This window comes from Caulobacter sp. P4_E5 (genome assembly GCF_056401555.1).
On record NZ_JBFUJD010000072.1, the window covers coordinates 1 to 17,567 of the forward strand.

22 protein-coding genes are annotated in these 17,567 nt (G+C 68.3%); 13 read left to right on the top strand and 9 right to left on the bottom strand.

What is annotated here, in order from left to right:
• Positions 1 to 410: 410 nt before the first annotated feature.
• On the bottom strand, positions 411 to 2,825 hold the full coding sequence (locus AC1DSO_RS19280) for an ATP-dependent helicase (RefSeq protein WP_477070351.1): 2,415 nt from the start codon (positions 2,823 to 2,825) through the stop codon (positions 411 to 413).
• A gap of 144 nt (positions 2,826 to 2,969) precedes the next feature.
• Here AC1DSO_RS19280 and AC1DSO_RS19285 point away from each other — a divergent pair, with 144 nt between their 5' ends.
• Positions 2,970 to 3,179: a hypothetical protein gene (locus AC1DSO_RS19285; protein WP_477070352.1), complete on the top strand. Its 210-nt coding sequence runs from the start codon at positions 2,970 to 2,972 to the stop codon at positions 3,177 to 3,179.
• Positions 3,180 to 3,187: 8 nt separating this feature from the next.
• Positions 3,188 to 3,457: a hypothetical protein gene (locus AC1DSO_RS19290; RefSeq protein WP_477070353.1), complete on the top strand. Its 270-nt coding sequence runs from the start codon at positions 3,188 to 3,190 to the stop codon at positions 3,455 to 3,457.
• 116 nt (positions 3,458 to 3,573) lie between these two features.
• Here the strand turns inward: AC1DSO_RS19290 and AC1DSO_RS19295 are convergent, their stop codons facing one another.
• The 3 genes from AC1DSO_RS19295 to AC1DSO_RS19305 are packed head-to-tail and all read right to left on the bottom strand — an operon-like array spanning position 3,574 to position 4,889.
• Positions 3,574 to 3,783, bottom strand: coding sequence for a ribbon-helix-helix domain-containing protein (locus AC1DSO_RS19295; protein ID WP_477070378.1), 210 nt, complete (start codon positions 3,781 to 3,783; stop codon positions 3,574 to 3,576).
• Positions 3,784 to 3,787: 4 nt separating this feature from the next.
• The gene (locus AC1DSO_RS19300; protein WP_477070354.1) at positions 3,788 to 3,964 is read right to left on the bottom strand and encodes a DUF4169 family protein; all 177 of its coding nucleotides are present in this window, start codon (positions 3,962 to 3,964) and stop codon (positions 3,788 to 3,790) included.
• A gap of 19 nt (positions 3,965 to 3,983) precedes the next feature.
• The gene (locus tag AC1DSO_RS19305) at positions 3,984 to 4,889 is read right to left on the bottom strand and encodes a DUF6807 family protein (protein ID WP_477070379.1); all 906 of its coding nucleotides are present in this window, start codon (positions 4,887 to 4,889) and stop codon (positions 3,984 to 3,986) included.
• A gap of 137 nt (positions 4,890 to 5,026) precedes the next feature.
• Here AC1DSO_RS19305 and AC1DSO_RS19310 point away from each other — a divergent pair, with 137 nt between their 5' ends.
• Positions 5,027 to 5,263, top strand: a complete 237-nt coding sequence (locus AC1DSO_RS19310; protein ID WP_477070355.1) for a DUF2171 domain-containing protein — start codon at positions 5,027 to 5,029, stop codon at positions 5,261 to 5,263.
• Between the two features lie 120 nt (positions 5,264 to 5,383).
• Positions 5,384 to 6,019, top strand: coding sequence for a glutathione S-transferase family protein (locus tag AC1DSO_RS19315; RefSeq protein ID WP_477070356.1), 636 nt, complete (start codon positions 5,384 to 5,386; stop codon positions 6,017 to 6,019).
• A gap of 157 nt (positions 6,020 to 6,176) precedes the next feature.
• On the opposite strand, the gene AC1DSO_RS19320 is transcribed toward AC1DSO_RS19315, so the two are convergent.
• From AC1DSO_RS19320 to AC1DSO_RS19330, 3 genes are all read right to left on the bottom strand, one after another.
• Complete coding sequence (locus AC1DSO_RS19320; RefSeq protein ID WP_156136701.1) at positions 6,177 to 6,437, bottom strand: hypothetical protein; 261 nt, start codon at positions 6,435 to 6,437, stop codon at positions 6,177 to 6,179.
• 10 nt (positions 6,438 to 6,447) lie between these two features.
• Positions 6,448 to 6,597: a hypothetical protein gene (locus AC1DSO_RS19325; RefSeq protein ID WP_477070357.1), complete on the bottom strand. Its 150-nt coding sequence runs from the start codon at positions 6,595 to 6,597 to the stop codon at positions 6,448 to 6,450.
• A 142-nt stretch (positions 6,598 to 6,739) separates the two neighbouring features.
• Entirely contained in the window at positions 6,740 to 7,942 is a 1,203-nt protein-coding gene (locus AC1DSO_RS19330) for a pyridoxal phosphate-dependent aminotransferase (protein ID WP_477070358.1), read from the bottom strand.
• A 275-nt stretch (positions 7,943 to 8,217) separates the two neighbouring features.
• Here AC1DSO_RS19330 and AC1DSO_RS19335 point away from each other — a divergent pair, with 275 nt between their 5' ends.
• Complete coding sequence (locus AC1DSO_RS19335) at positions 8,218 to 8,808, top strand: carbohydrate binding domain-containing protein (protein WP_477070359.1); 591 nt, start codon at positions 8,218 to 8,220, stop codon at positions 8,806 to 8,808.
• 2 nt (positions 8,809 to 8,810) lie between these two features.
• Here AC1DSO_RS19335 and AC1DSO_RS19340 read toward each other — a convergent pair whose 3' ends face one another.
• Both AC1DSO_RS19340 and AC1DSO_RS19345 read right to left on the bottom strand, forming a co-directional pair.
• Positions 8,811 to 9,365, bottom strand: a complete 555-nt coding sequence (locus AC1DSO_RS19340) for an NADPH-dependent FMN reductase (RefSeq protein ID WP_477070360.1) — start codon at positions 9,363 to 9,365, stop codon at positions 8,811 to 8,813.
• Between the two features lie 9 nt (positions 9,366 to 9,374).
• Complete coding sequence (locus AC1DSO_RS19345; RefSeq protein ID WP_477070361.1) at positions 9,375 to 10,037, bottom strand: AAA family ATPase; 663 nt, start codon at positions 10,035 to 10,037, stop codon at positions 9,375 to 9,377.
• 228 nt (positions 10,038 to 10,265) lie between these two features.
• Between AC1DSO_RS19345 and AC1DSO_RS19350 the strand changes: the two genes are divergently transcribed.
• The 8 genes from AC1DSO_RS19350 (at position 10,266) to AC1DSO_RS19385 (ending at position 17,567) form a co-directional block, all read left to right on the top strand.
• On the top strand, positions 10,266 to 10,979 hold the full coding sequence (locus tag AC1DSO_RS19350) for a TVP38/TMEM64 family protein (protein WP_477070362.1): 714 nt from the start codon (positions 10,266 to 10,268) through the stop codon (positions 10,977 to 10,979).
• A gap of 186 nt (positions 10,980 to 11,165) precedes the next feature.
• Positions 11,166 to 11,222, top strand: coding sequence for a hypothetical protein (locus AC1DSO_RS19355; protein ID WP_156136705.1), 57 nt, complete (start codon positions 11,166 to 11,168; stop codon positions 11,220 to 11,222).
• 84 nt (positions 11,223 to 11,306) lie between these two features.
• On the top strand, positions 11,307 to 12,896 hold the full coding sequence (locus AC1DSO_RS19360) for a 2-isopropylmalate synthase (RefSeq protein WP_477070363.1): 1,590 nt from the start codon (positions 11,307 to 11,309) through the stop codon (positions 12,894 to 12,896).
• 165 nt (positions 12,897 to 13,061) lie between these two features.
• On the top strand, positions 13,062 to 13,640 hold the full coding sequence (locus AC1DSO_RS19365; RefSeq protein ID WP_477070364.1) for an O-methyltransferase: 579 nt from the start codon (positions 13,062 to 13,064) through the stop codon (positions 13,638 to 13,640).
• A gap of 4 nt (positions 13,641 to 13,644) precedes the next feature.
• Complete coding sequence (locus AC1DSO_RS19370) at positions 13,645 to 14,523, top strand: EamA/RhaT family transporter (protein ID WP_477070365.1); 879 nt, start codon at positions 13,645 to 13,647, stop codon at positions 14,521 to 14,523.
• Between the two features lie 370 nt (positions 14,524 to 14,893).
• Positions 14,894 to 15,937 (top strand): rod shape-determining protein, encoded by a 1,044-nt coding sequence (locus tag AC1DSO_RS19375; protein ID WP_004623009.1) that lies wholly within the window; start codon positions 14,894 to 14,896, stop codon positions 15,935 to 15,937.
• A gap of 47 nt (positions 15,938 to 15,984) precedes the next feature.
• Positions 15,985 to 17,055, top strand: coding sequence for a rod shape-determining protein MreC (mreC, locus tag AC1DSO_RS19380; protein ID WP_477070366.1), 1,071 nt, complete (start codon positions 15,985 to 15,987; stop codon positions 17,053 to 17,055).
• Positions 17,052 to 17,567, top strand: a complete 516-nt coding sequence (locus AC1DSO_RS19385) for a hypothetical protein (protein ID WP_477070367.1) — start codon at positions 17,052 to 17,054, stop codon at positions 17,565 to 17,567. The genes mreC and AC1DSO_RS19385 overlap by 4 nt, the downstream gene beginning before the upstream one ends.

Consider the following 17,567-nt stretch of genomic DNA (forward strand, 5'->3'; position numbering starts at 1 on the left):
TGGGTGACGGACTCGTCGGGTGGCGGACTTGTCGGGACAAGGCCGAGCGGCGAAACGACAGGGCGGTGATCGATCCAAAACCGCCTATCGTGGATCGCCGAGCTGGAGACGGAGTAGCCGATCCAGTTGGTCCACGCCCGTCCGGGGGTAGCGGAGGCCCGAGCAGACAACGCTCACGCCCGCCGTCCTCACGGCAGAGAACAGCCTGGCGGAGCGGTAAGCGAGCCGAAACACACAAACCATCACGGTCTCCGGGTTCGCCCGGCCGCTCCGTCGCCTCCCCACCAACTTCAGCGGATCGCCGCGTGAAGCCGATGTCACTTACCCCCACTTGGCCACGCCACGCGTACCTTCTTCCCCCTTCGGGGGAGGAGCGCGCAGCGCGGAGGGGGCAAGTCGCCGGACCGCCCTCAAGCCTTCTCGACGAAGCTGTCGATGACCTTCTTCTCGCCGGCCTTGTCGAAGGCGACGGTCAGCTTGTTGCCCTCGACGCCGGAGACCTTGCCGTAGCCGAACTTGACGTGGAACACGCGGTCGCCGCGCGCATAGGCGCTGCCCGCCGGGGCCGAGACGGCGACCAGCCGGCCTTCGCCCTCGATCGGGGCCGAGCGGGCGGCCGAGCCGCTCCGCGCGGTGGTCGCACCTCGCCACGACGCGCCGCCGCGTTCGCCGAAGCCCGCCGTGCGTTCCTGGGCTCGTTTCCAGCCGGGGCTGTCGTAGCTGCCGGCCTGGAAGGCGCTGGTGCCGGGATCGTCCCAGCGCGAGGCGGCCGTCGACTGCATGCCGGGGCCGCCGCCGTAATAGCCCGTCTCGGACGCCGCATCGACGTGGGCGATCGGCAGCTCGTCGACGAAGCGGCTGGGCAGCTGGCTGGTCCAGCGGCCATAGACTTGGCGGTTGGCCACGAAGCTGATCAGCGCCTGCTCGCGGGCCCGGGTAATGCCGACATAGGCCAGGCGCCGCTCTTCCTCGAGGCCCTTCTCGCCCTTGTCGTCCATGCTGCGCTGGCTGGGGAACACGCCTTCCTCCCAGCCGGGCAGGAAGACCAGCGGGAACTCCAGCCCCTTGGCCGAGTGCAGGGTCATGATCCACACGGCGTCGCCAGTGGCCTCGCGGTCCAGGTCCATGACCAGCGACACGTGCTCGAGATAGGCCTCCAGCGTGTCGAAGGCGGCCATCGACTGGACCAGTTCCTTCAGGTTCTCCAGCCGGGTCTGGCTGGTCGGGCCCTTGTCGAGGCGCAGGGCGTCGGTATAGCCGCTCTCTTCCAGCACCGTCTCCAGCAGGCGCTGGTGGTGGACATTGCCGACCAGCGAGCGCCAGCGGTCCAGGTCGCGGATGAAGTTGCTGAGCGCCGTGCGGGTGCGGGCCGGAAGCTCGTCGCTGGCGATGATCTGGCGGGCCGCCTCGACGGTCGAGATCCCGCCCAGCCGGGCGATCTGCAACAGCTTCTGGACGCTGGTGTCGCCGATGCCGCGCTTGGGCGTGTTGACGATGCGCTCGAAGGCCAGATCGTCGTCCGGCGACTGGATCAGGCGCAGATAGGCATGGGCGTCGCGGATCTCGGCCCGTTCGAAGAACCGCGGGCCGCCGACCACCTTGTAGGGGATCTGCAGCAGCACGAAGCGCTCTTCGAAGGCCCGCATCTGGAACGAGGCGCGGACCAGGATGGCCATCTGATTGTATTTGCGGCCAGCCTTCCTGGCCCGCTCGATCTCGTCGGCGATCATCCGGCTCTCGGCCTCGCCGTCCCAGACGCCGCTGACCTTGACCTTTTCGCCGCCGGTCGCCTCGGTCCACAAGGTCTTGCCCAGCCGGCCCTTGTTGGCGGTGATCAGGCCCGAGGCGGCGGCCAGGATGTGCTCGGTCGAGCGGTAGTTACGCTCCAGCCGCACGACCTTGGCGCCGGCGAAGTCGCGCTCGAACCGCAGGATGTTGTCAACCTCGGCTCCGCGCCAACCATAGATCGACTGGTCATCGTCGCCGACGCAGCAGACGTTCTGGCGGCCCTGGGCCAGCAGCCGCAGCCACAGGTACTGGGCGACGTTGGTGTCCTGGTACTCGTCGACCATCACGTATTTGAAGCGGCGCTGGAAATCCTCCAGCACGTCGGGATGGCCGGTGAACAGGCTGATGTTGTGCAGCAGCAGGTCGCCGAAGTCGCAGGCGTTCAGGATGCGCAGGCGCTCCTGGTACTGGCGGTAGAGGCTGATGCCCTTGCCGTTGGCGAACTCGCCGGCCTCGTTGGTCGGCACGCGGTCGGGCGTCCAGCCGCGGTTCTTCCAGCCGTCGATGATCTGGGAGAGAATCCGCGGCGTCCAGCGCTTGGCGTCGATGTTCTCGGCCTCGATCAGCTGCTTCAGCAGCCGCTCGTTATCGTCGGTGTCGATGATCGTGTAGTTCGACTTCAGCCCCACCAGCTCGGCGTGGCGGCGCAGGATCTGGGCGGCCACCGAGTGGAAGGTGCCCAGCCAGCGCAGGCCCTCGGCCTCCGGGCCGATGATGTGGGTGATCCGCTCGCGCATCTCGCGCGCGGCCTTGTTGGTGAAGGTGACGGCCAGCATCTCCCACGGCCGGGCGCGGCCGGTGGCGAGAATGTGGGCCAGCCGCGTGGTCAGCACCCGGGTCTTGCCGGTGCCGGCCCCGGCCAGGACCAGCAGCGGGCCTTCGGTGGTCTCCACCGCCTCGCGCTGCTCGGGGTTCAGCCCGTCCAGATAGGCGGGCGCGACGCCCGCCTGGGCCGGGGGGCGCGGCCGGGCGAGGTCGGAGATGCGGGGGGCGGGGAGGTCGCCGGGGAAATCCGGCGAGTCGGCGTCGGGATACATGGAACATATGTAGCACAAACCGCGCGCGGCTTAAGCCCTTTGGGGCTAGGAACGGCGAGGGCCGGGACGCGGGCCACGGAACTTCCCGGCGTGCGTCCCGTTGATCCGCCAACACGAACGGAGCCGACAGGCACGGAGACTCTGATGGCGGAAGGAACCAGCAGCGGCGGCGGCAGCAACAGTGGCTTGGCGTTCATCGTGGGCGGCCTCGTGGTCATCGTCGCGGTGCTCGCCTTCTTCATGATGTCCGGCGGCTTCACGCAGCATAAGAAGGTCGACGTCGACATCTCGGCCTCGGCGCCGAAGCTGCCCGACGCGCCCAAACCTCCTGAAGCGCCCAAGGCGCCGGGTTGAGGCAGGACATGAAGACTCTCGCGCATGACGGACATCGCGGCGCCCCTCGCGCCGCTCGAAAGACCGAAGCGGGCGGCGTCTGGGCCGCCCTGCTGGTCGTGCTGCTCCTGGCCCTCGCGGTCTGGGGCGCGTGGAAGCTGGGCGTCATGGCCGGCGACAGGGTGGATCTCCGCCAGCGCCTGACCGAGATCCCCGCACTGCGCAAGGGCCCGAACCCGCAGCCCCCGCCGATCCCGACCTCGCGTCGACCGGGCGTGGAGGCCGAGGCGCGGCGGTAGAGCAACAGTTCCTGTCATCCCGGCCGCAGCGAAGCGAAGAGCCGGGACCGCGGCAGGTTCGGAGCTTCCTGCGGTCCCGGATCGGCGCGCCATGCGCTTGTCCGGGATGACAGCATTTAACGGCCCGCCCGCGCCAGGGCGAACACCCGACAAGCCGAGGCCAGCGGCCGATCCCCGCGCTCGCTGTCGATCCGCTGGATCAGGCCGGCCAGGCTCAGGGCCCCGTCGGCCGCCGCGCGTTCCAGCGCCGCCCAGAACTCTGGCTCCAGGGCCAGCGAGGTGGCGTGGCCGGCCAGGTTCACCGACCGCTTCTTGAGACCAGCCAGCTGCTCAGTCCTCGCGCTTGGCGCCGTCAAGGTCGCGCCTCAGCTTGTCGGCCCGCGCGGCGTCCAGTGTCTTCTCGCCCTTGGTCCGGCCGAACTTGGCGCGGTTCTCGGCGGCCCGGCTCTTGTCGTCGGCCTTGGCCTTGGCCTTGCGGGCCTGGTTGAAATTGACGATCTCGGCCATGGCGGGCGCTCCCGTGGGCTCAGGGTTTCTTCTTGGCGACGGGACGAATGACCAGGGTTTCCTGCAGATGCAAGGCCTGGTCCTTCTTCAGCACCAGCGGGGCGCGACCCGGGAAGACGCAGTTCTGCATCGAGCGGTCGTTATATAGCATCCAGCGCTTCACGGCCTGGCCGTTGGCCTTGCAGGCCAAGCCCACGGCCCAGGCGGGGGAACTGCTCCCGCCGCTCCAGGCGAAGCCCATGTTCGCCCCGGCGTCGATCGCCGCGCCGTTCGGCGTGATGACCTTGCCGCCCGACGAGAAGGTCAGGTGCTCGGGATCGACCAGGCGGATCGAAAAGCCGCCGAAGCCGCGGTCGTCCTCGCTGCCACCCAGCCCCAGGGCGTCGACGCGGGACGTGATGGTCGTATCGAATTCGACCCGCCGCGCGCCCGCCCTCAGCGGCCGAACTGTGACCTTAGTGGTCTCGCGGGCGACATAGGCCAGCTCCGGTCCGGAATTGACCATCCAGTCGACATCGACCGTCAGCGTCCCGCCGCCCTCAGCGTCGCCCAGGAAGCGCTTCTCGCGGACGAAATAGGTCAGGCCCTTCATGTACCAGCCGTCGGCGACGGTCTTGCCGCCGGTCTGGACCTTCATCCAGGCCCACCAGATCCCGCGCTGATGCGGATGGTCGCCCGGCCTGTCCTCGGTCAGGGCCGCGCCGTCCGGCGCATAGAGCGCCCCGACATAGTTGGCGCGCCCCGGCTCGGCGGCCGGGTCCAGCGGCTTGGTCCGGTACACCAGCACGGTCTTGCCGGCTTCGGTCAGGGTCACGGCGTCGTCGGCGAACACCGCATCGACCCGCTTGCCGATCGCCGGATCGGCGAGGGCGGGCGTCGTGGCCGCGAACAGCAGGATCACGGCGGCGGCGAGAAGGGCGCGGATGCTCAAGCGTCGTCCTCCAGTCGGTTCGGAACGTATCAAGAACAATCCTCGCGTGCATGGCAAGCCGAAACTTGGCCGGTGGCGTGGCCGTTTGATGTCCGAGGACAGCCCCCTCCCTCAATCCCAGGAGACGACAGATGATCGACGTCACGCAAATCCGTGAGCACCAGGAAGTGGTCGGCTCGGACGGCGGCCATGTCGGCCGGGTCGACCACATCGCCGGCGGCGAGATCGAACTGGCCAAGCTGGATCTGGGCGGCGGCTTCAAGCACCACCTGATCCCGCTGTCGTGGGTGGAATATGTCGACGACGAAAAGGTCCATCTGGCCCTGACCCAGGACGACGCCAAGTCGCAATGGCGCGAGAAGCACTAGGCGCCCGCCATTCGATGATTTCGACGGTCTCCGCTCGAAAAGGGCGGGGGCCTTTTCGCGCCGGCTTGACCATTCGGGAGAAGCAGCCGACATCCGCCGCATCAGCGCGGAGGGCTCTTCATGTACACCCTTTATGGTTCGCCCAGCACGGCCGGCACGGCCATCCACTGGCTGCTTCTGGAGCTTGGCGTCCCGTTCGACCTGAAGCTGCTCGACTTCGACAAGGGCGAGCACAAGACGCCGGAATATCTGGCGCTCAATCCCGACGGCGTGGTCCCGACCCTGATCGTCGACGGCGCGCCGATCACCCAGATGGCCGGCATCGCCACCCTGCTGGCCGAGCGTCATCCCGAGGCCGGCTTCGCGCCGCCGCCTGGATCCCGTGAGCGGGCCGAATATCTGAGCTGGACCCTCTGGCTGGCCAACAGCTTCCAGCCGAATTTCCGCGCCTGGTTCTATCCGCACGAGCCGGCGGGCGGCGACGCCCAGGACGCCGTGCAGGCCGCGGCCCGGGCGCGGATCGAGGCCGGCTTCGCGCGACTGGACACGCGTCTGGCCGATCGGGACTACATGGTCGGCGATCACTTCACCACGGTCGATCTGCTGACCACGATCCTGTGCCGCTGGAGCCGCAACATGCCCAAGCCCGCGACCGCGTGGCCGAACCTGAAGCGCTATCTCGATCGGATGCGCCAACGTCCGGCGTTGCGCGAGGCGCATGCCCGCGAAGGCCTGACGGACTGGATCAATGGCTAGGAGCTAGCGCGAAAGGCCTCTTGCCGGCGTGTGACATGCAACCTTCAGGTTGCATGATCGCACATCCTGGCGCTGACCTTGGCCAGGGTGCTGGGGACCAGCGTCGAGGATCTGTTCCAGCTGCCGGACTAGGCGCTCTCCTGGCGGAGAGCTTCGATCACCGGCCGCCGCCGGTGATTTCCTTGATCATAGCCTGGACCGGCGCCTTGCCGCCGTTGTTCCAGACGACTTTCAGATGGGCCAGGGTGCGCTCGGCGGCGTCGTCGAACTTCCACTCGCAGTTTTCAAAGCGGCAGTTGTCGAAGGTCGGCGCTTCACCGCCGGCATAGATCAGCCGACAGCCGCGGAATTCGCAGCCCGAGAAGTGCTCGCCGTCCAGCGAGACAGTCTCGTGGTTGTACATGGTCGAATGGGTCACGCCGTATCTTTCAGTTGTCGTCTTGTTCCCGGAGAGGGAGCTCGTCCGACTGCGCGGCCTGCTTGGCCGCGGCTTTCTCGGCAGCCTTTTCGGCGGCCTTGCGCGCCTTCTGGCGCTCGCGTTCTTGGCGTTCGAAGGAGTAGTTGGGTGTGCGCGCCATGTCGGCGACCTCCGTTGGCCGCCAAGCGCGACAGTTTTCCTAAGCGCGCTTCCGCCGCTTTCGGTTTCGACATTAAACGCGTATCGCGCAGAGCGCGCCCCGCCGATCCGATTAAAAGCGAACCGGCGGGGGCAATAGACGCCTATTTCACGCTGGCGCAGAAGCGCTGGATGCGCTGGCAGGCGTCTTCCAGGACCTCGTTGCTGGTCGCGTAGCTGATGCGGAAGAACGGCGACAGGCCGAAGGCCGCGCCGTGCACGACCGCCACGCCCTCGGCTTCCAGCAGTTCGCCGGCGAAGTCCTCGTCGGTGGCGATGACCTTGCCCGAGGGCGCGGTCTTGCCGATCAGGCCGGCGCACGACGGATAGACGTAGAAGGCGCCTTCCGGGGTCGGGCAGTGCAGGCCGGTGGCCTGGTTCAGCATCGACACCACCAGATCGCGGCGCTCCTGGAACAGCTTGGCGTTCGGCTTGATGAAGTCTTGCGGGCCGTTCAGGGCCTCCAGCGCCGCCCACTGCGAGATCGAGCAGGGGTTGGACGTCGTCTGGCTGATCATCTTGCCCATGGCCTTGATCAGCGCTTCGGGTCCGGCGGCGTAGYCGATGCGCCAGCCCGTCATCGAATAACCCTTCGAGACGCCGTTCATCGTCAGGGTGCGGTCATAGAGCTTGGGCTCGACCTGGGCGATGGTGGTGAACTCGAAGTCGTCGAACACCAGGTGCTCGTACATGTCGTCGGTCAGCACCCAGACCTGCGGGTGGCGCAGCAGGACGTCGGCGATGGCCTGCAGCTCGGCGCGGGTATAGGCGCCGCCCGAGGGGTTGGACGGGCTGTTGATGATCAGCCACTTGGTCTTCGGCGTGATCGCCGCTTCCAGGGCTTGCGGCGTGATCTTGAAGCCGCTCTCGGCGGTGGTCTCGACCGAGACGGGCGTGCCGCCGGCCAGCAGGGTCATGTCGGGATACGACACCCAGTACGGGGCGGGGATGACCACCTCGTCGCCGGGGTTCAGGGTGGCGACCAGGGCGTTGTAGATCACCGGCTTGCCGCCCGGGGCGACGTGGACTTGGCTGGGCTTGTAGTCCAGGCCGTTCTCGCGCTTGAACTTGGCGCAGATGGCGGCCTTCAGCTCGGGCATGCCGTCCGGGTCGGTATATTTGGTCTTGCCCGCCTTGATCGCCTCGATGGCGGCGTTCTTGATATTGTCCGGCGTGTCGAAGTCAGGCTCGCCCGCGGAAAGGGCGATCACGTCCCGACCGGCGGCTTTCAGCGCGCGCGCCTTGGCGCTGATGGCGATGGTGGCCGACGGTGCGATGCGCCGCAGGGCGGCGGACTCGAGCGACATCTTGCAGGACTCCCCTGTGCTTGCATGGCCCTTCAAGCGGGCCGTTTCAGGATTGCGGCGGTCTTTACGCCCCCGTTCGCCGCGGCGCAACGCGGCCGAGACCGTTTCGAACCTCGGTTGGGACATTTTGGTGACGCTTGGCCGAGACGACGTTCTTGCGCCGGAGGTATCTGCAAGATACCGCTACCACTAGTAGGATCGATCGCGGGGAACGCCGGTCGACCTCGGGGGAAACGCGGACCGCCTAGACGGTCCCGAAGGGGAGGGAAACCACCATGAAGACGAAGATTCTCTACATCGCCTTGGCCATCGTGGCGCTGGCGTTGGGTGCGGCGTCGTCAGGCTTCGCCCGCCAGTCCAGCGACGGCGACATCCTGCAGAAGGCGATCAACAAGCCCTCGGCCAACTGGGCGATCTATGGCGCGGGCCAGAAGAGCGCCGCGATCAAGGACAAGGCCATCGCCGGCGGCGGCGCCATGAAGGTCGAGGTCCAGGCGCCCAGCGACAAGCCGTGGGGCGTCGGCGCCTCGCAGCCTATCGCGGGCAAGGTGACCAAGGGCGACGTGCTGCTGGTGGCGTTCTGGGCCAAGGCCGAGAGCGTCGATGGCGGGCCGGCGGCGGCTGACATCTCGGCGGTCCGAGTCCAGCAGGCGGCCGCGCCCTATGACGCGGCGATGCAAGGCGGCCTCAAGGTCGAGGGCGAATGGAAGATGTACACCGTGCCCGGCCGCGCCACGATCGACATTCCCGCCGACGCGGGCAGTGTCTCGCTGCACCTGGGCGCTGCCAAGCAGACGGTTCTGCTGGGACCGGTGTTCGTTCTGGACTTCGGGCCGGACTACGACCTGAAAAAGCTGGCGCAGTAGGGCTAGGCGACAGCCTGGGAAGCGCGCGCCCGCACGATCGCCGCGAAGCTGGCCAGGTGGCGCGCGATCGCCTGGCGAGTGCGCTCGTCGATCAGCACGCCGTTCTCGAACTTGGTGTGGGCCTGGCCCACCAGAATGTCGGAGAGCGGGGCCAGGTCGCAGCCGGTGCGCTTCAGGTTCAGCCGCAAGGCGTCCTGCGATCGGACCGTGCCGGTGATCCCGGGACTGGCGCCCAGGGCGCAGGCGAGCTTGCCGTCCAGCGGGGCGGGCTTGCCGCGCGAGGCCCAGTCGATGGCGTTCTTCAGCACCGCCGTGACGCCGCCATTGTATTCGGGGCAGGCGATCAGCAGGCCGTCGGCCGCGACCACGGCGGCCTTCCACGCGGCGACCGGGGCCGGATCGCCCTGGTCCTCGACGTCCTGGTTGAAGAACGGCAGATCGCCCAGCCCGAAGACCTCGATCGTCATCTCGTCAGGCGCCAGCTCGCGGGCGGCGTGGAGCAGGGCGGTGTTGTAGGAGGCGGCGCGCAGGCTGCCGGAGACGGCGAGAATCTTCATCCGGCCTCATTAGCCGGCGCGGGCGCGGATGTCCTCTTGGCCCAGCAGCATCGGGGCGATCAGGTCCCAGAGGCGCGAGATTTCTTCGGCGGCGGCCGAACCCGGCTCCCATTCGCACACCGAACGGCCATGGGCGAGCGACTGCTGGAAGGCGGTCCGGGCGCGCAGCCCGATCGGGGCCAGGGGCATGCCGGTGAAGCGCAGGGCCTCGGCGGCCTTCAGCACGGCCGGCGGCTCGACGCCGTTGCGGCGCGACGGCGCCTGGCTCAGCACGATCACGCCCTTCTTGCCCAKGCGGCGAACGGCTTCGGCCGAGCGCACCACCGAGGCGATGTCCAGGAAGGTCGGGCGGCAGACCAGCACGCAGAGGTCGGCGCAGTTGATCGCCTGCAGGCCGTCGGTCTCGGGCGCGGCGGGGGTGTCGATAACCAGGGCGTCGTAGTCGCCGTGCTGGGCCTGGACCCGGGTCGAGAACAGCTTGCCGGCGTTGATTTCGGCCAGCACGGGGCCGTCGCCGTTGCGGGCCCGCAGGGCGTCGGTCGCCGACCTTTGCGGATCGATGTCGGCCAGCATGGTCTTGAGGCCGGAGAGATGCGCGGTGATCGCCAGATTGACCGCGAGCGTCGTCTTACCGGCGCCGCCCTTGCGGGAGATCACTGCCAGGGTCTTCACGATCCAACTCCTTACCGGGCCAAGGTTTTCGGCCCTTGCAGCCTGTGGATAAGTAACGCTGTCATGTGAAGCTTACGCAACCGAAATGTCGTGGCGGGCGAGTGTTAACCTCCCCGGATCGCGGTTCCGGCGCATCGGCCGGAAAAACGCCCGTTTCCTTTGCGCTCTCGGCGCGTGTCCGCCTAAAGCCTTGCTTGACCCTGGGCGAGGCTTGCGCGAGGAGGGCCCGTGATCCGCCGCATACTCGATTTCGTGACCAATATGGACGCCCGCGCCTGGCGCACGGTGGCGGTTTCGTTCGTGCTGTTCGGCGGGGTCGGCCTGGTCTTCCTGTTCGGCGCGCAGCTGCTGGGCGTCAACGGCGAGACGGCGGTCGAGCACTGGCTGGGCGCGGCCAGCGGGCCCTGGGCCCTGCCGATGGCCGTGGCGGCCTTCGCGGTCATGGCCTTCCTGGGCGTGCCGCAGTTCGTGCTGATCGCCGCGGCGGTGGTGGCCTTCGGGCCCTGGACCGGCTTCGCCTACAGCTGGATCGGCACCCTGGTCTCGTCGCTGGTCGGCTTCTGGCTGGGCCGGGCCTATGGCGCGCGGATCCTGCGCGACTTCGCCGGCGAGGGCGTCAACAAGTTCATGCGGATGATCGGCAAGAACGGCTTCATGGCCAGCCTGATCGTGCGCCTGGTGCCCTCGGCGCCGTTCATCGTCGTCAACATGGCCGCCGGCGTGACGCCCATGCGGCTGCGCCATTTCGCGGCCGGCACAGCCATCGGCATCATCCCGAAGATCACCCTGACCGCCTTCGCCGGCAATTCGATTGTCCAGGCGATGAAGGGCGGCGGCAAGCAGCACATCGTCATGATCGTGCTGGCCGTGATCATCTGGCTGGGCATGGGCCTGCTCAGCCGCGCCTGGCTCAAGCGCCGGGAGTCGGCGGAAGAGGCGTAGAGCTGAGGTCGAGTTCGCGCGACGCCGCGCGATGGGCGGGATGGTTTGACGCCTTTCCGACCGGGTTTCCGATCGTAACGCGCCTGGATTAACCCTTCCGTGGAAGATCGTTGCGCCAGCTGCGGCGGATCGCGCGGCCAGCGCAAATTGCTTGCTCGATTCTGGGCCGATGTGTAGAAAGTCTGCATGACTGTCGCGCGCGTCCTGCTTTCGCTTCGGCTTATCAGCCCCTGGGCGCTCTAGGGGCCGCGCATCGTCGTGGCCGGGCGCACAGGGGACATCTGACCCGCAGCCCGCACGCAGACACCCCATTCGACGAGTACTTCCATGACCCCCGTATCCCCGGCTACCTCGATTGGTAGCGCTTCCGACAAGCGCGATAACGTCGTTATTTTCGACACCACCATGCGCGACGGCGAGCAGTCGCCTGGCGCGTCGATGTCGCTGGAAGAGAAGCTGGAACTGGCCAAGATCCTCGAGGAGATGGGGGTCGACATCATCGAGGCCGGCTTCCCGATCGCCTCGAACGGCGACTTCGAGGCCGTCCGCGAAGTGGCCAAGATCGTCAAGAACTCGACCATCGCCGGCCTGTGCCGCGCTCACCAGGTCGACATCGATCGCTGCGCCGAGGCCCTGAAGCCTACCCAGCGTGGCCGGATTCACGTGGTCATCGCCACCTCCGATCTGCACATGAAGCACAAGCTGCAGATGGAGCCCGACGCGGTCATCGACGTGATCGCCCGCTCGGTGACCCACGCCCGCAATCTGCGCGACGACGTCGAGTGGTCGGCCGAGGACGCCACCCGCAGCGACCGTCAGTTCCTGCGCCGCGCGGTCGAGACCGCCATCAAGGCGGGCGCCACGACGATCAACCTGCCCGACACGGTGGGCTACACCTATCCGTCGGAATACGCCGACCTGTTTGATTGGATGACCAAGAACGTCGAAGGCGCCGACAAGGTGATCTTCTCGACCCACTGCCACAACGACCTGGGCCTGGCCGTGGCCAACAGCCTGGCCGGCGTCCAAGGCGGGGCCCGTCAGGTCGAGTGCGCCGTGAACGGCCTGGGCGAGCGCGCCGGCAACGCCGCGCTGGAAGAGATCGTCATGGCCCTGAAGGTGCGCGGCGACCGCCTGCCGTACCGCACGGGCATCGACACCACCCACATCACCCGCGCCAGCCGCTACGTCTCGGCCATCACCGGCTTCCCGGTGCAGTACAACAAGGCCATCGTCGGCAAGAACGCCTTCGCGCACGAGAGCGGCATCCACCAGGACGGCATGCTCAAGAACCGCGAGACCTACGAGATCATGACGCCGGAGTCGGTGGGCCAGGCCCCGTCGAGCCTGGTCATGGGCAAGCACTCGGGCAGCCACGCCTTCCGCGCCAAGCTGAAGGACCTGGGCTACGAGCTGGGCGAGAACGCGCTGAAGGAAGCCTTCGGTCGCTTCAAGGACCTGGCCGACCGCAAGAAGCACGTCTACGACGACGACATCATCGCCCTGGTCGACGACGCCCTGGCGCGCGGCTCGGAGAAGATCCGCGTCTCGCACCTGCGCGTGGTGGCCGGCACCGAAGGCCAGTCGGCCGAGCTGACCCTGGACGTCGACGGCGTCTCGAGCACGGCCGAGGCCACCGGCGACGGTCCCGTGGACGCGGTGTTCAACGCCATCCACAAGATCGTGCCGCACAGCGCCGCCCTGCGCCTGTTCCAGGTCCATGCGGTGACCGAAGGCACCGACGCCCAGGCCCAGGTCTCGGTGCGTCTGGAAGAGGACGGCCGCATCGCCACCGGCGCGGCCGCCGACACCGACACGCTCACGGCCTCGGCCAAGGCGTACGTCAACGCGCTCAACAACCTCTTCGCCCGCAAGGAGAAGAGCCGGCCCGAGGCGGCGATCGCCAGCGGCTTCTAGGCCACCGTCAACGGTCCGGTTTCGGCCGGACTGTCCACCCACATCATCGCGTCGCTCGGCGCTCACCTGCATGAGGTGAGGCCCGGCTTCGCGCGCCCACGACCGCGTCCTGGCCAAGGATGTCGGGGGAGCGCGCGTGGCCGCTTGGCGACGCCGGAGACGGCCATGACTTTCGGCGACAACGCCTACACCCCGCCCGCCGCCTGGAACGCGATCCAGGCGCGCACGGCCGCCCTCGGCTTCGACATGCCCTCCGAGGCCCGGACCGGGGCTCTCCTGCGCCTCCTGGCCGCCTCCAAGCCCGGCGGACGGATGCTGGAGCTGGGAACCGGCACGGGCCTGGCCACGGCCTGGCTGCTGGATGGCCTGGACGCTTCGGCCCGTTTGGTCAGCGTCGACGTCGATCCGGTCGTTCAGGACGTGGCGCGCGAGCACCTGAAGGACGAGCGCCTGCGCTTCGTACTGGCGGACGGGCTGGACTATGTTCGCGTCCAACCTCCAGGGTCCTTCGACCTGATCTTCGCCGACGCCTGGCCCGGCAAGTACGAGGGCCTGGACGAAACCCTGGCGTTGCTGAGGCGGGGAGGGCTGTACGTGGTCGACGACATGCTGCCCCAGCCCAACTGGCCGGAGGGCCACCAGGCGCGCGTCGACGCCCTGGTCGAGCGTCTGGCGGCCCATCCCGATCTGACGGCGGCGAACCTGGCCTGGGCGTCGGGTCTGATCATCGCGGCGAGGCGGTAGGGGCATGATCTGGATCCCCATTACGATCGGCGCGGCGGCCTTGCAGGTGGCGCGCAACGCGGCCCAACGCTCGGTCATGGGCGGGGCAGGCCCTTGGGGCGCGACCCTGGTCCGTTTCCTGTTCGGCCTGCCGTTCGCCACGGTCTTCGCCGCCGCGGCGTGGCTGCTGACGCCGGGGGCGAGCGCCCACGCGACGGGAACCTTCTGGCTGACCTGCGCGGCGGGCGCGGGGCTGCAGATCGCGGCGACGGCGGCGTTGCTGACAGCCATGCACCGCTCGACCTTCGCCCTGGGCACCGCCATGCAGCAGAGCGGCCTGCCGTTCGCCCTGGTCTGGGGCGCGCTGTTCTTCGGCGACCAGGTCAGCGCCATGACGTGGGCGGGCGGCCTGATCGCCACGGCGGGCCTGGCCGCCCTGACCTGGCCGCGCGGCGAGGTGGTCATGCGCAAGGGCGCGGTGCTGGCCGGCCTGGGCTCCGGCGGGATGTTCGCGCTGAGCGCCAACTGCTTCCGGCAGGCCAGCCTGGCCTTCGATCCCGTCCACCCGGTCGCCTCGGCCTTCGTGACGGTGATGGTCGTCCAGGCCATCCAGACCGTCGTCCTGACCAGCTACCTGGCGTGGCGCAACCCCGACTCCCTGAAGGCCGTGATCGCCGCCTGGCGCCAATCGCTGGGGGCTGGATTCTGCGGCGCGGCGGCCTCGGGCCTGTGGTTCACGGCCATGGCCCTGTCGCCGGTGGGGCCGGTGAGGGCGGTCGGCGTGGTCGAAATGCCTGTCGCCGCCTTGGCTGGACGCCGTCTGTTCAAGGAGCGTCTATCGGTCACGCAGATGGTCGCCGGCGCGATAACGGCGGTCGGCGTCGTCATGGCCGCGCTCGGCTAGATTTCGCCATGATCCGGTGGTTGACCGGCTTCATCGCAAATGGCTCAGGACGGCCCGCTAATAGACCTTGAAATCAACGCTTTCGCAGGGCAAACGGGCGGGCGTCGGCGCATCATATGACGCTTGGACGACGGCGCGGCCAGGGGGCGGCGCTCCCGTCGAGCGACTGGACRCGCGGACCGGATCGTAATCCGCTAAATGCGGGAATCATGTTGTCCTCGCATTGAATTGAAGTAGGAGCCATTTCTTCTCCGCCGACCCCGTCCCCGGGACGGAAAAGGCTCCGCTTCTCCGATCTGACCGCTTCGATCTGCCCATCTCCTATCTGACCGTCCGTTACGCCCCTCCTATCCCTCAGTCAGGGCTTTCAATGTTCTCTTCCCTCTTCGGCGTGATCTCGAACGACATCGCCATCGACCTCGGTACGGCCAACACCCTCATCTACATGAAGGGCAAGGGGATCGTTCTGAATGAACCGTCGGTGGTGGCGCTTCGCAATGTCGGCGGTCGCAAGATCGTCCACGCCGTGGGCATCGAGGCCAAGCAGATGCTGGGCCGCACCCCGGGCCACATGGAAGCCATCCGCCCGATGCGCGACGGCGTCATCGCCGACTTCGAAGTCGCCGAGGAGATGATCAAGTACTTCATCCGCAAGGTTCACAACCGCAAGGGCTTCGTGAACCCCAAGGTGATCGTGTGCGTGCCGTCGGGCGCCACCGCCGTCGAACGCCGCGCCATCAATGACAGCTGCCTCAACGCCTCGGCCCGCCGCGTCGGCCTGATCGACGAGCCGATGGCCGCCGCGATCGGCGCCGGCCTGCCCATCCACGAGCCGACCGGTTCGATGGTCGTCGACATCGGCGGCGGCACCACCGAGGTGGCCGTGCTGTCGCTGTCGGGCATCGTCTATTCGCGCTCGGTCCGCGTCGGCGGCGACAAGATGGACGAGGCGATCATCAGCTACATGCGCCGCCACCATAACCTGCTGATCGGCGAAACCACCGCCGAGCGCATCAAGAAGGAAATCGGCACCGCCCGCGCGCCGGCCGACGGCGAGGGCCTGTCGATCGACGTCAAGGGCCGCGACCTAATGCAAGGCGTGCCGCGCGAAGTCCGCATCTCGGAAAAGCAGGCCGCCGACGCCCTGGCCGAACCGGTCGGGCAGATCGTCGAGGCCGTGAAGGTCGCTCTGGAAGCCACCCCGCCGGAATTGGCCAGCGACATCGCCGACAAGGGCATCATGCTGACCGGCGGCGGCGCGCTGTTGCGCGGCCTGGACGCCGAGATCCGCGACCACACCGGCCTGCCGGTCACCGTGGCCGACGATCCGCTGTCGTGCGTGGCCCTGGGCTGCGGCAAGGTGCTGGAGCATCCGAAGTGGATGAAGGGCGTCCTGGAATCGACCCTGGCCTAGGCCAAAGGCTCCTCTAGCGGCGCCGGGGGGCGCCAGGAGAACAGTACGTGCCCTTTCGCGAAGGTCCCCTCGGCGACCTGAAAGTGCCGCTTACCTGGACGGCGGCGGTGGCCCTGATCGTGGCGGCCGTCATCGCCGTCGCCTTCCTGCTGGCCGACCGCCGCGAGACCCTCCAGGAGCAGGCCTACGGCGTCACCCGCCAGACCGTGGACACCGTGGCCAAGCCGGTCAGCGGCGTCATCGCCGCGCCGGGGCGCTGGACGGGCCTGGGCTTGGACTATGTTCGCAGCTATTTCTTCACCGCGTCGGAGAACCGCCGGCTGAAGGCCGAGCTGGCCGAGATGCGTCAGTGGCGTGACCGCGCCCTGGCTCTGCAGGACACCAACGACCGCTACAAGTCGCTGCTGGGCCTGCGCACCAACCCGCCGATCCCGATGGCCTCGGCCCGGGTGGTCAGCGACAGCCGCGGGCCCTTCGCCAACACCCGTCTGGCCGACTCCGGCTCGGAGCGCGGCATCCAGGTCGGCAATCCGGTGCTGAACGAGCGTGGCCTGGTGGGCCGGGTGGTCGGTGTCTCGAACGGCGTCAGCCGCGTGCTGCTGCTGACCGACATCGCCTCGCGCACGCCGGTGATGATCGACCGCACCAACGCCCGGGCCATCCTGACCGGCGACGGCGGCCCCAATCCCAAGCTCGAATATCTGCGCGGCGTCGATCCGATCCAGCAGGGCGACCGGGTGGTGACCTCCGGCGACGGCGGCGTGGTGCCGCGCGGCCTGCCCGTGGGCGCGGCCGTGAAGGGTCTGGACGGCCGCTGGCGTGTCGTGCTGTTCGCCGACCAGGCCGGGATCGACTACGTCCGCATCCTGCTGTTCAAGGACTTCGCCCAGCTGGCCGACCAGAAGCAGCTGGAGGCCAAGACCCTGCCACCGGTGACGACCGAGGATCCGCAGACCTCGATCCTCTCGGCCCCGCCGCCGCCCGCGGCCACGCCAGCGACGCCCCAGACCCCAACGGCGCCGGCCGCTGGAACGGCTCAGCCCAAGCCGCCAGCGCCCAAGCCCGTCGCGCCGAAGCCCAAGCCGGCGACGGCCGCCCCGACGGGAGCGCCGCGATGAGCATGAGCGGCGGGCGAGCCATGAATCCCGGTCGCTGGCTGGGCGTGCCGATGCTGCTGAGCATCGGGGCCACCATCCTGTTCGCCGCGCCGATCCGCATCTGGGGCCTGCAGCTGCCCGAGCCCGTGTTCGCCATGGTCCCGGCCTTCGCCTGGGCGATGATCCGGCCCTCGATCCTGGCCCCGTTCGCGATCCTGATCCTGGGCCTGTTCCTGGACATCTTCTGGGGCGGACCGACGGGCCTATGGGGACTGGCGCTGCTGGTCGCCTACGCCACGGTGCTGATCCTGCGGAACATGATGACCGGCCAGAGCCGGCCGATGATGTGGGCCTGGTTCGCCGGGGTCACCGCGATCGCCATGACGGCCGGCTTCCTGTTCACCATGCTCGACAGCCTGGCCATGCCCAGCCTGCTGGCGGTGTTCTGGCAGTTCTTGGTCACCGCGCTGCTGTTCCCGTTCGCCCACCGCCTGGTCGATCGCTTCGAGGACGCCGACGTGCGGTTCCGGTGA

Coding starts and splice junctions, on each gene's coding strand:
- AC1DSO_RS19280 (WP_477070351.1), bottom strand. CDS start 2,825: ATGTATCCCGACGCCGACTCGCCGGATTTCCCCGGCGACCTCCCCGCC.
- AC1DSO_RS19285 (WP_477070352.1), top strand. CDS start 2,970: ATGGCGGAAGGAACCAGCAGCGGCGGCGGCAGCAACAGTGGCTTGGCG.
- AC1DSO_RS19290 (WP_477070353.1), top strand. CDS start 3,188: ATGAAGACTCTCGCGCATGACGGACATCGCGGCGCCCCTCGCGCCGCT.
- AC1DSO_RS19300 (WP_477070354.1), bottom strand. CDS start 3,964: ATGGCCGAGATCGTCAATTTCAACCAGGCCCGCAAGGCCAAGGCCAAG.
- AC1DSO_RS19310 (WP_477070355.1), top strand. CDS start 5,027: ATGATCGACGTCACGCAAATCCGTGAGCACCAGGAAGTGGTCGGCTCG.
- AC1DSO_RS19315 (WP_477070356.1), top strand. CDS start 5,384: ATGTACACCCTTTATGGTTCGCCCAGCACGGCCGGCACGGCCATCCAC.
- AC1DSO_RS19325 (WP_477070357.1), bottom strand. CDS start 6,597: ATGGCGCGCACACCCAACTACTCCTTCGAACGCCAAGAACGCGAGCGC.
- AC1DSO_RS19335 (WP_477070359.1), top strand. CDS start 8,218: ATGAAGACGAAGATTCTCTACATCGCCTTGGCCATCGTGGCGCTGGCG.
- AC1DSO_RS19340 (WP_477070360.1), bottom strand. CDS start 9,365: ATGAAGATTCTCGCCGTCTCCGGCAGCCTGCGCGCCGCCTCCTACAAC.
- AC1DSO_RS19360 (WP_477070363.1), top strand. CDS start 11,307: ATGACCCCCGTATCCCCGGCTACCTCGATTGGTAGCGCTTCCGACAAG.
- AC1DSO_RS19365 (WP_477070364.1), top strand. CDS start 13,062: ATGACTTTCGGCGACAACGCCTACACCCCGCCCGCCGCCTGGAACGCG.
- AC1DSO_RS19370 (WP_477070365.1), top strand. CDS start 13,645: ATGATCTGGATCCCCATTACGATCGGCGCGGCGGCCTTGCAGGTGGCG.
- AC1DSO_RS19375 (WP_004623009.1), top strand. CDS start 14,894: ATGTTCTCTTCCCTCTTCGGCGTGATCTCGAACGACATCGCCATCGAC.
- AC1DSO_RS19385 (WP_477070367.1), top strand. CDS start 17,052: ATGAGCATGAGCGGCGGGCGAGCCATGAATCCCGGTCGCTGGCTGGGC.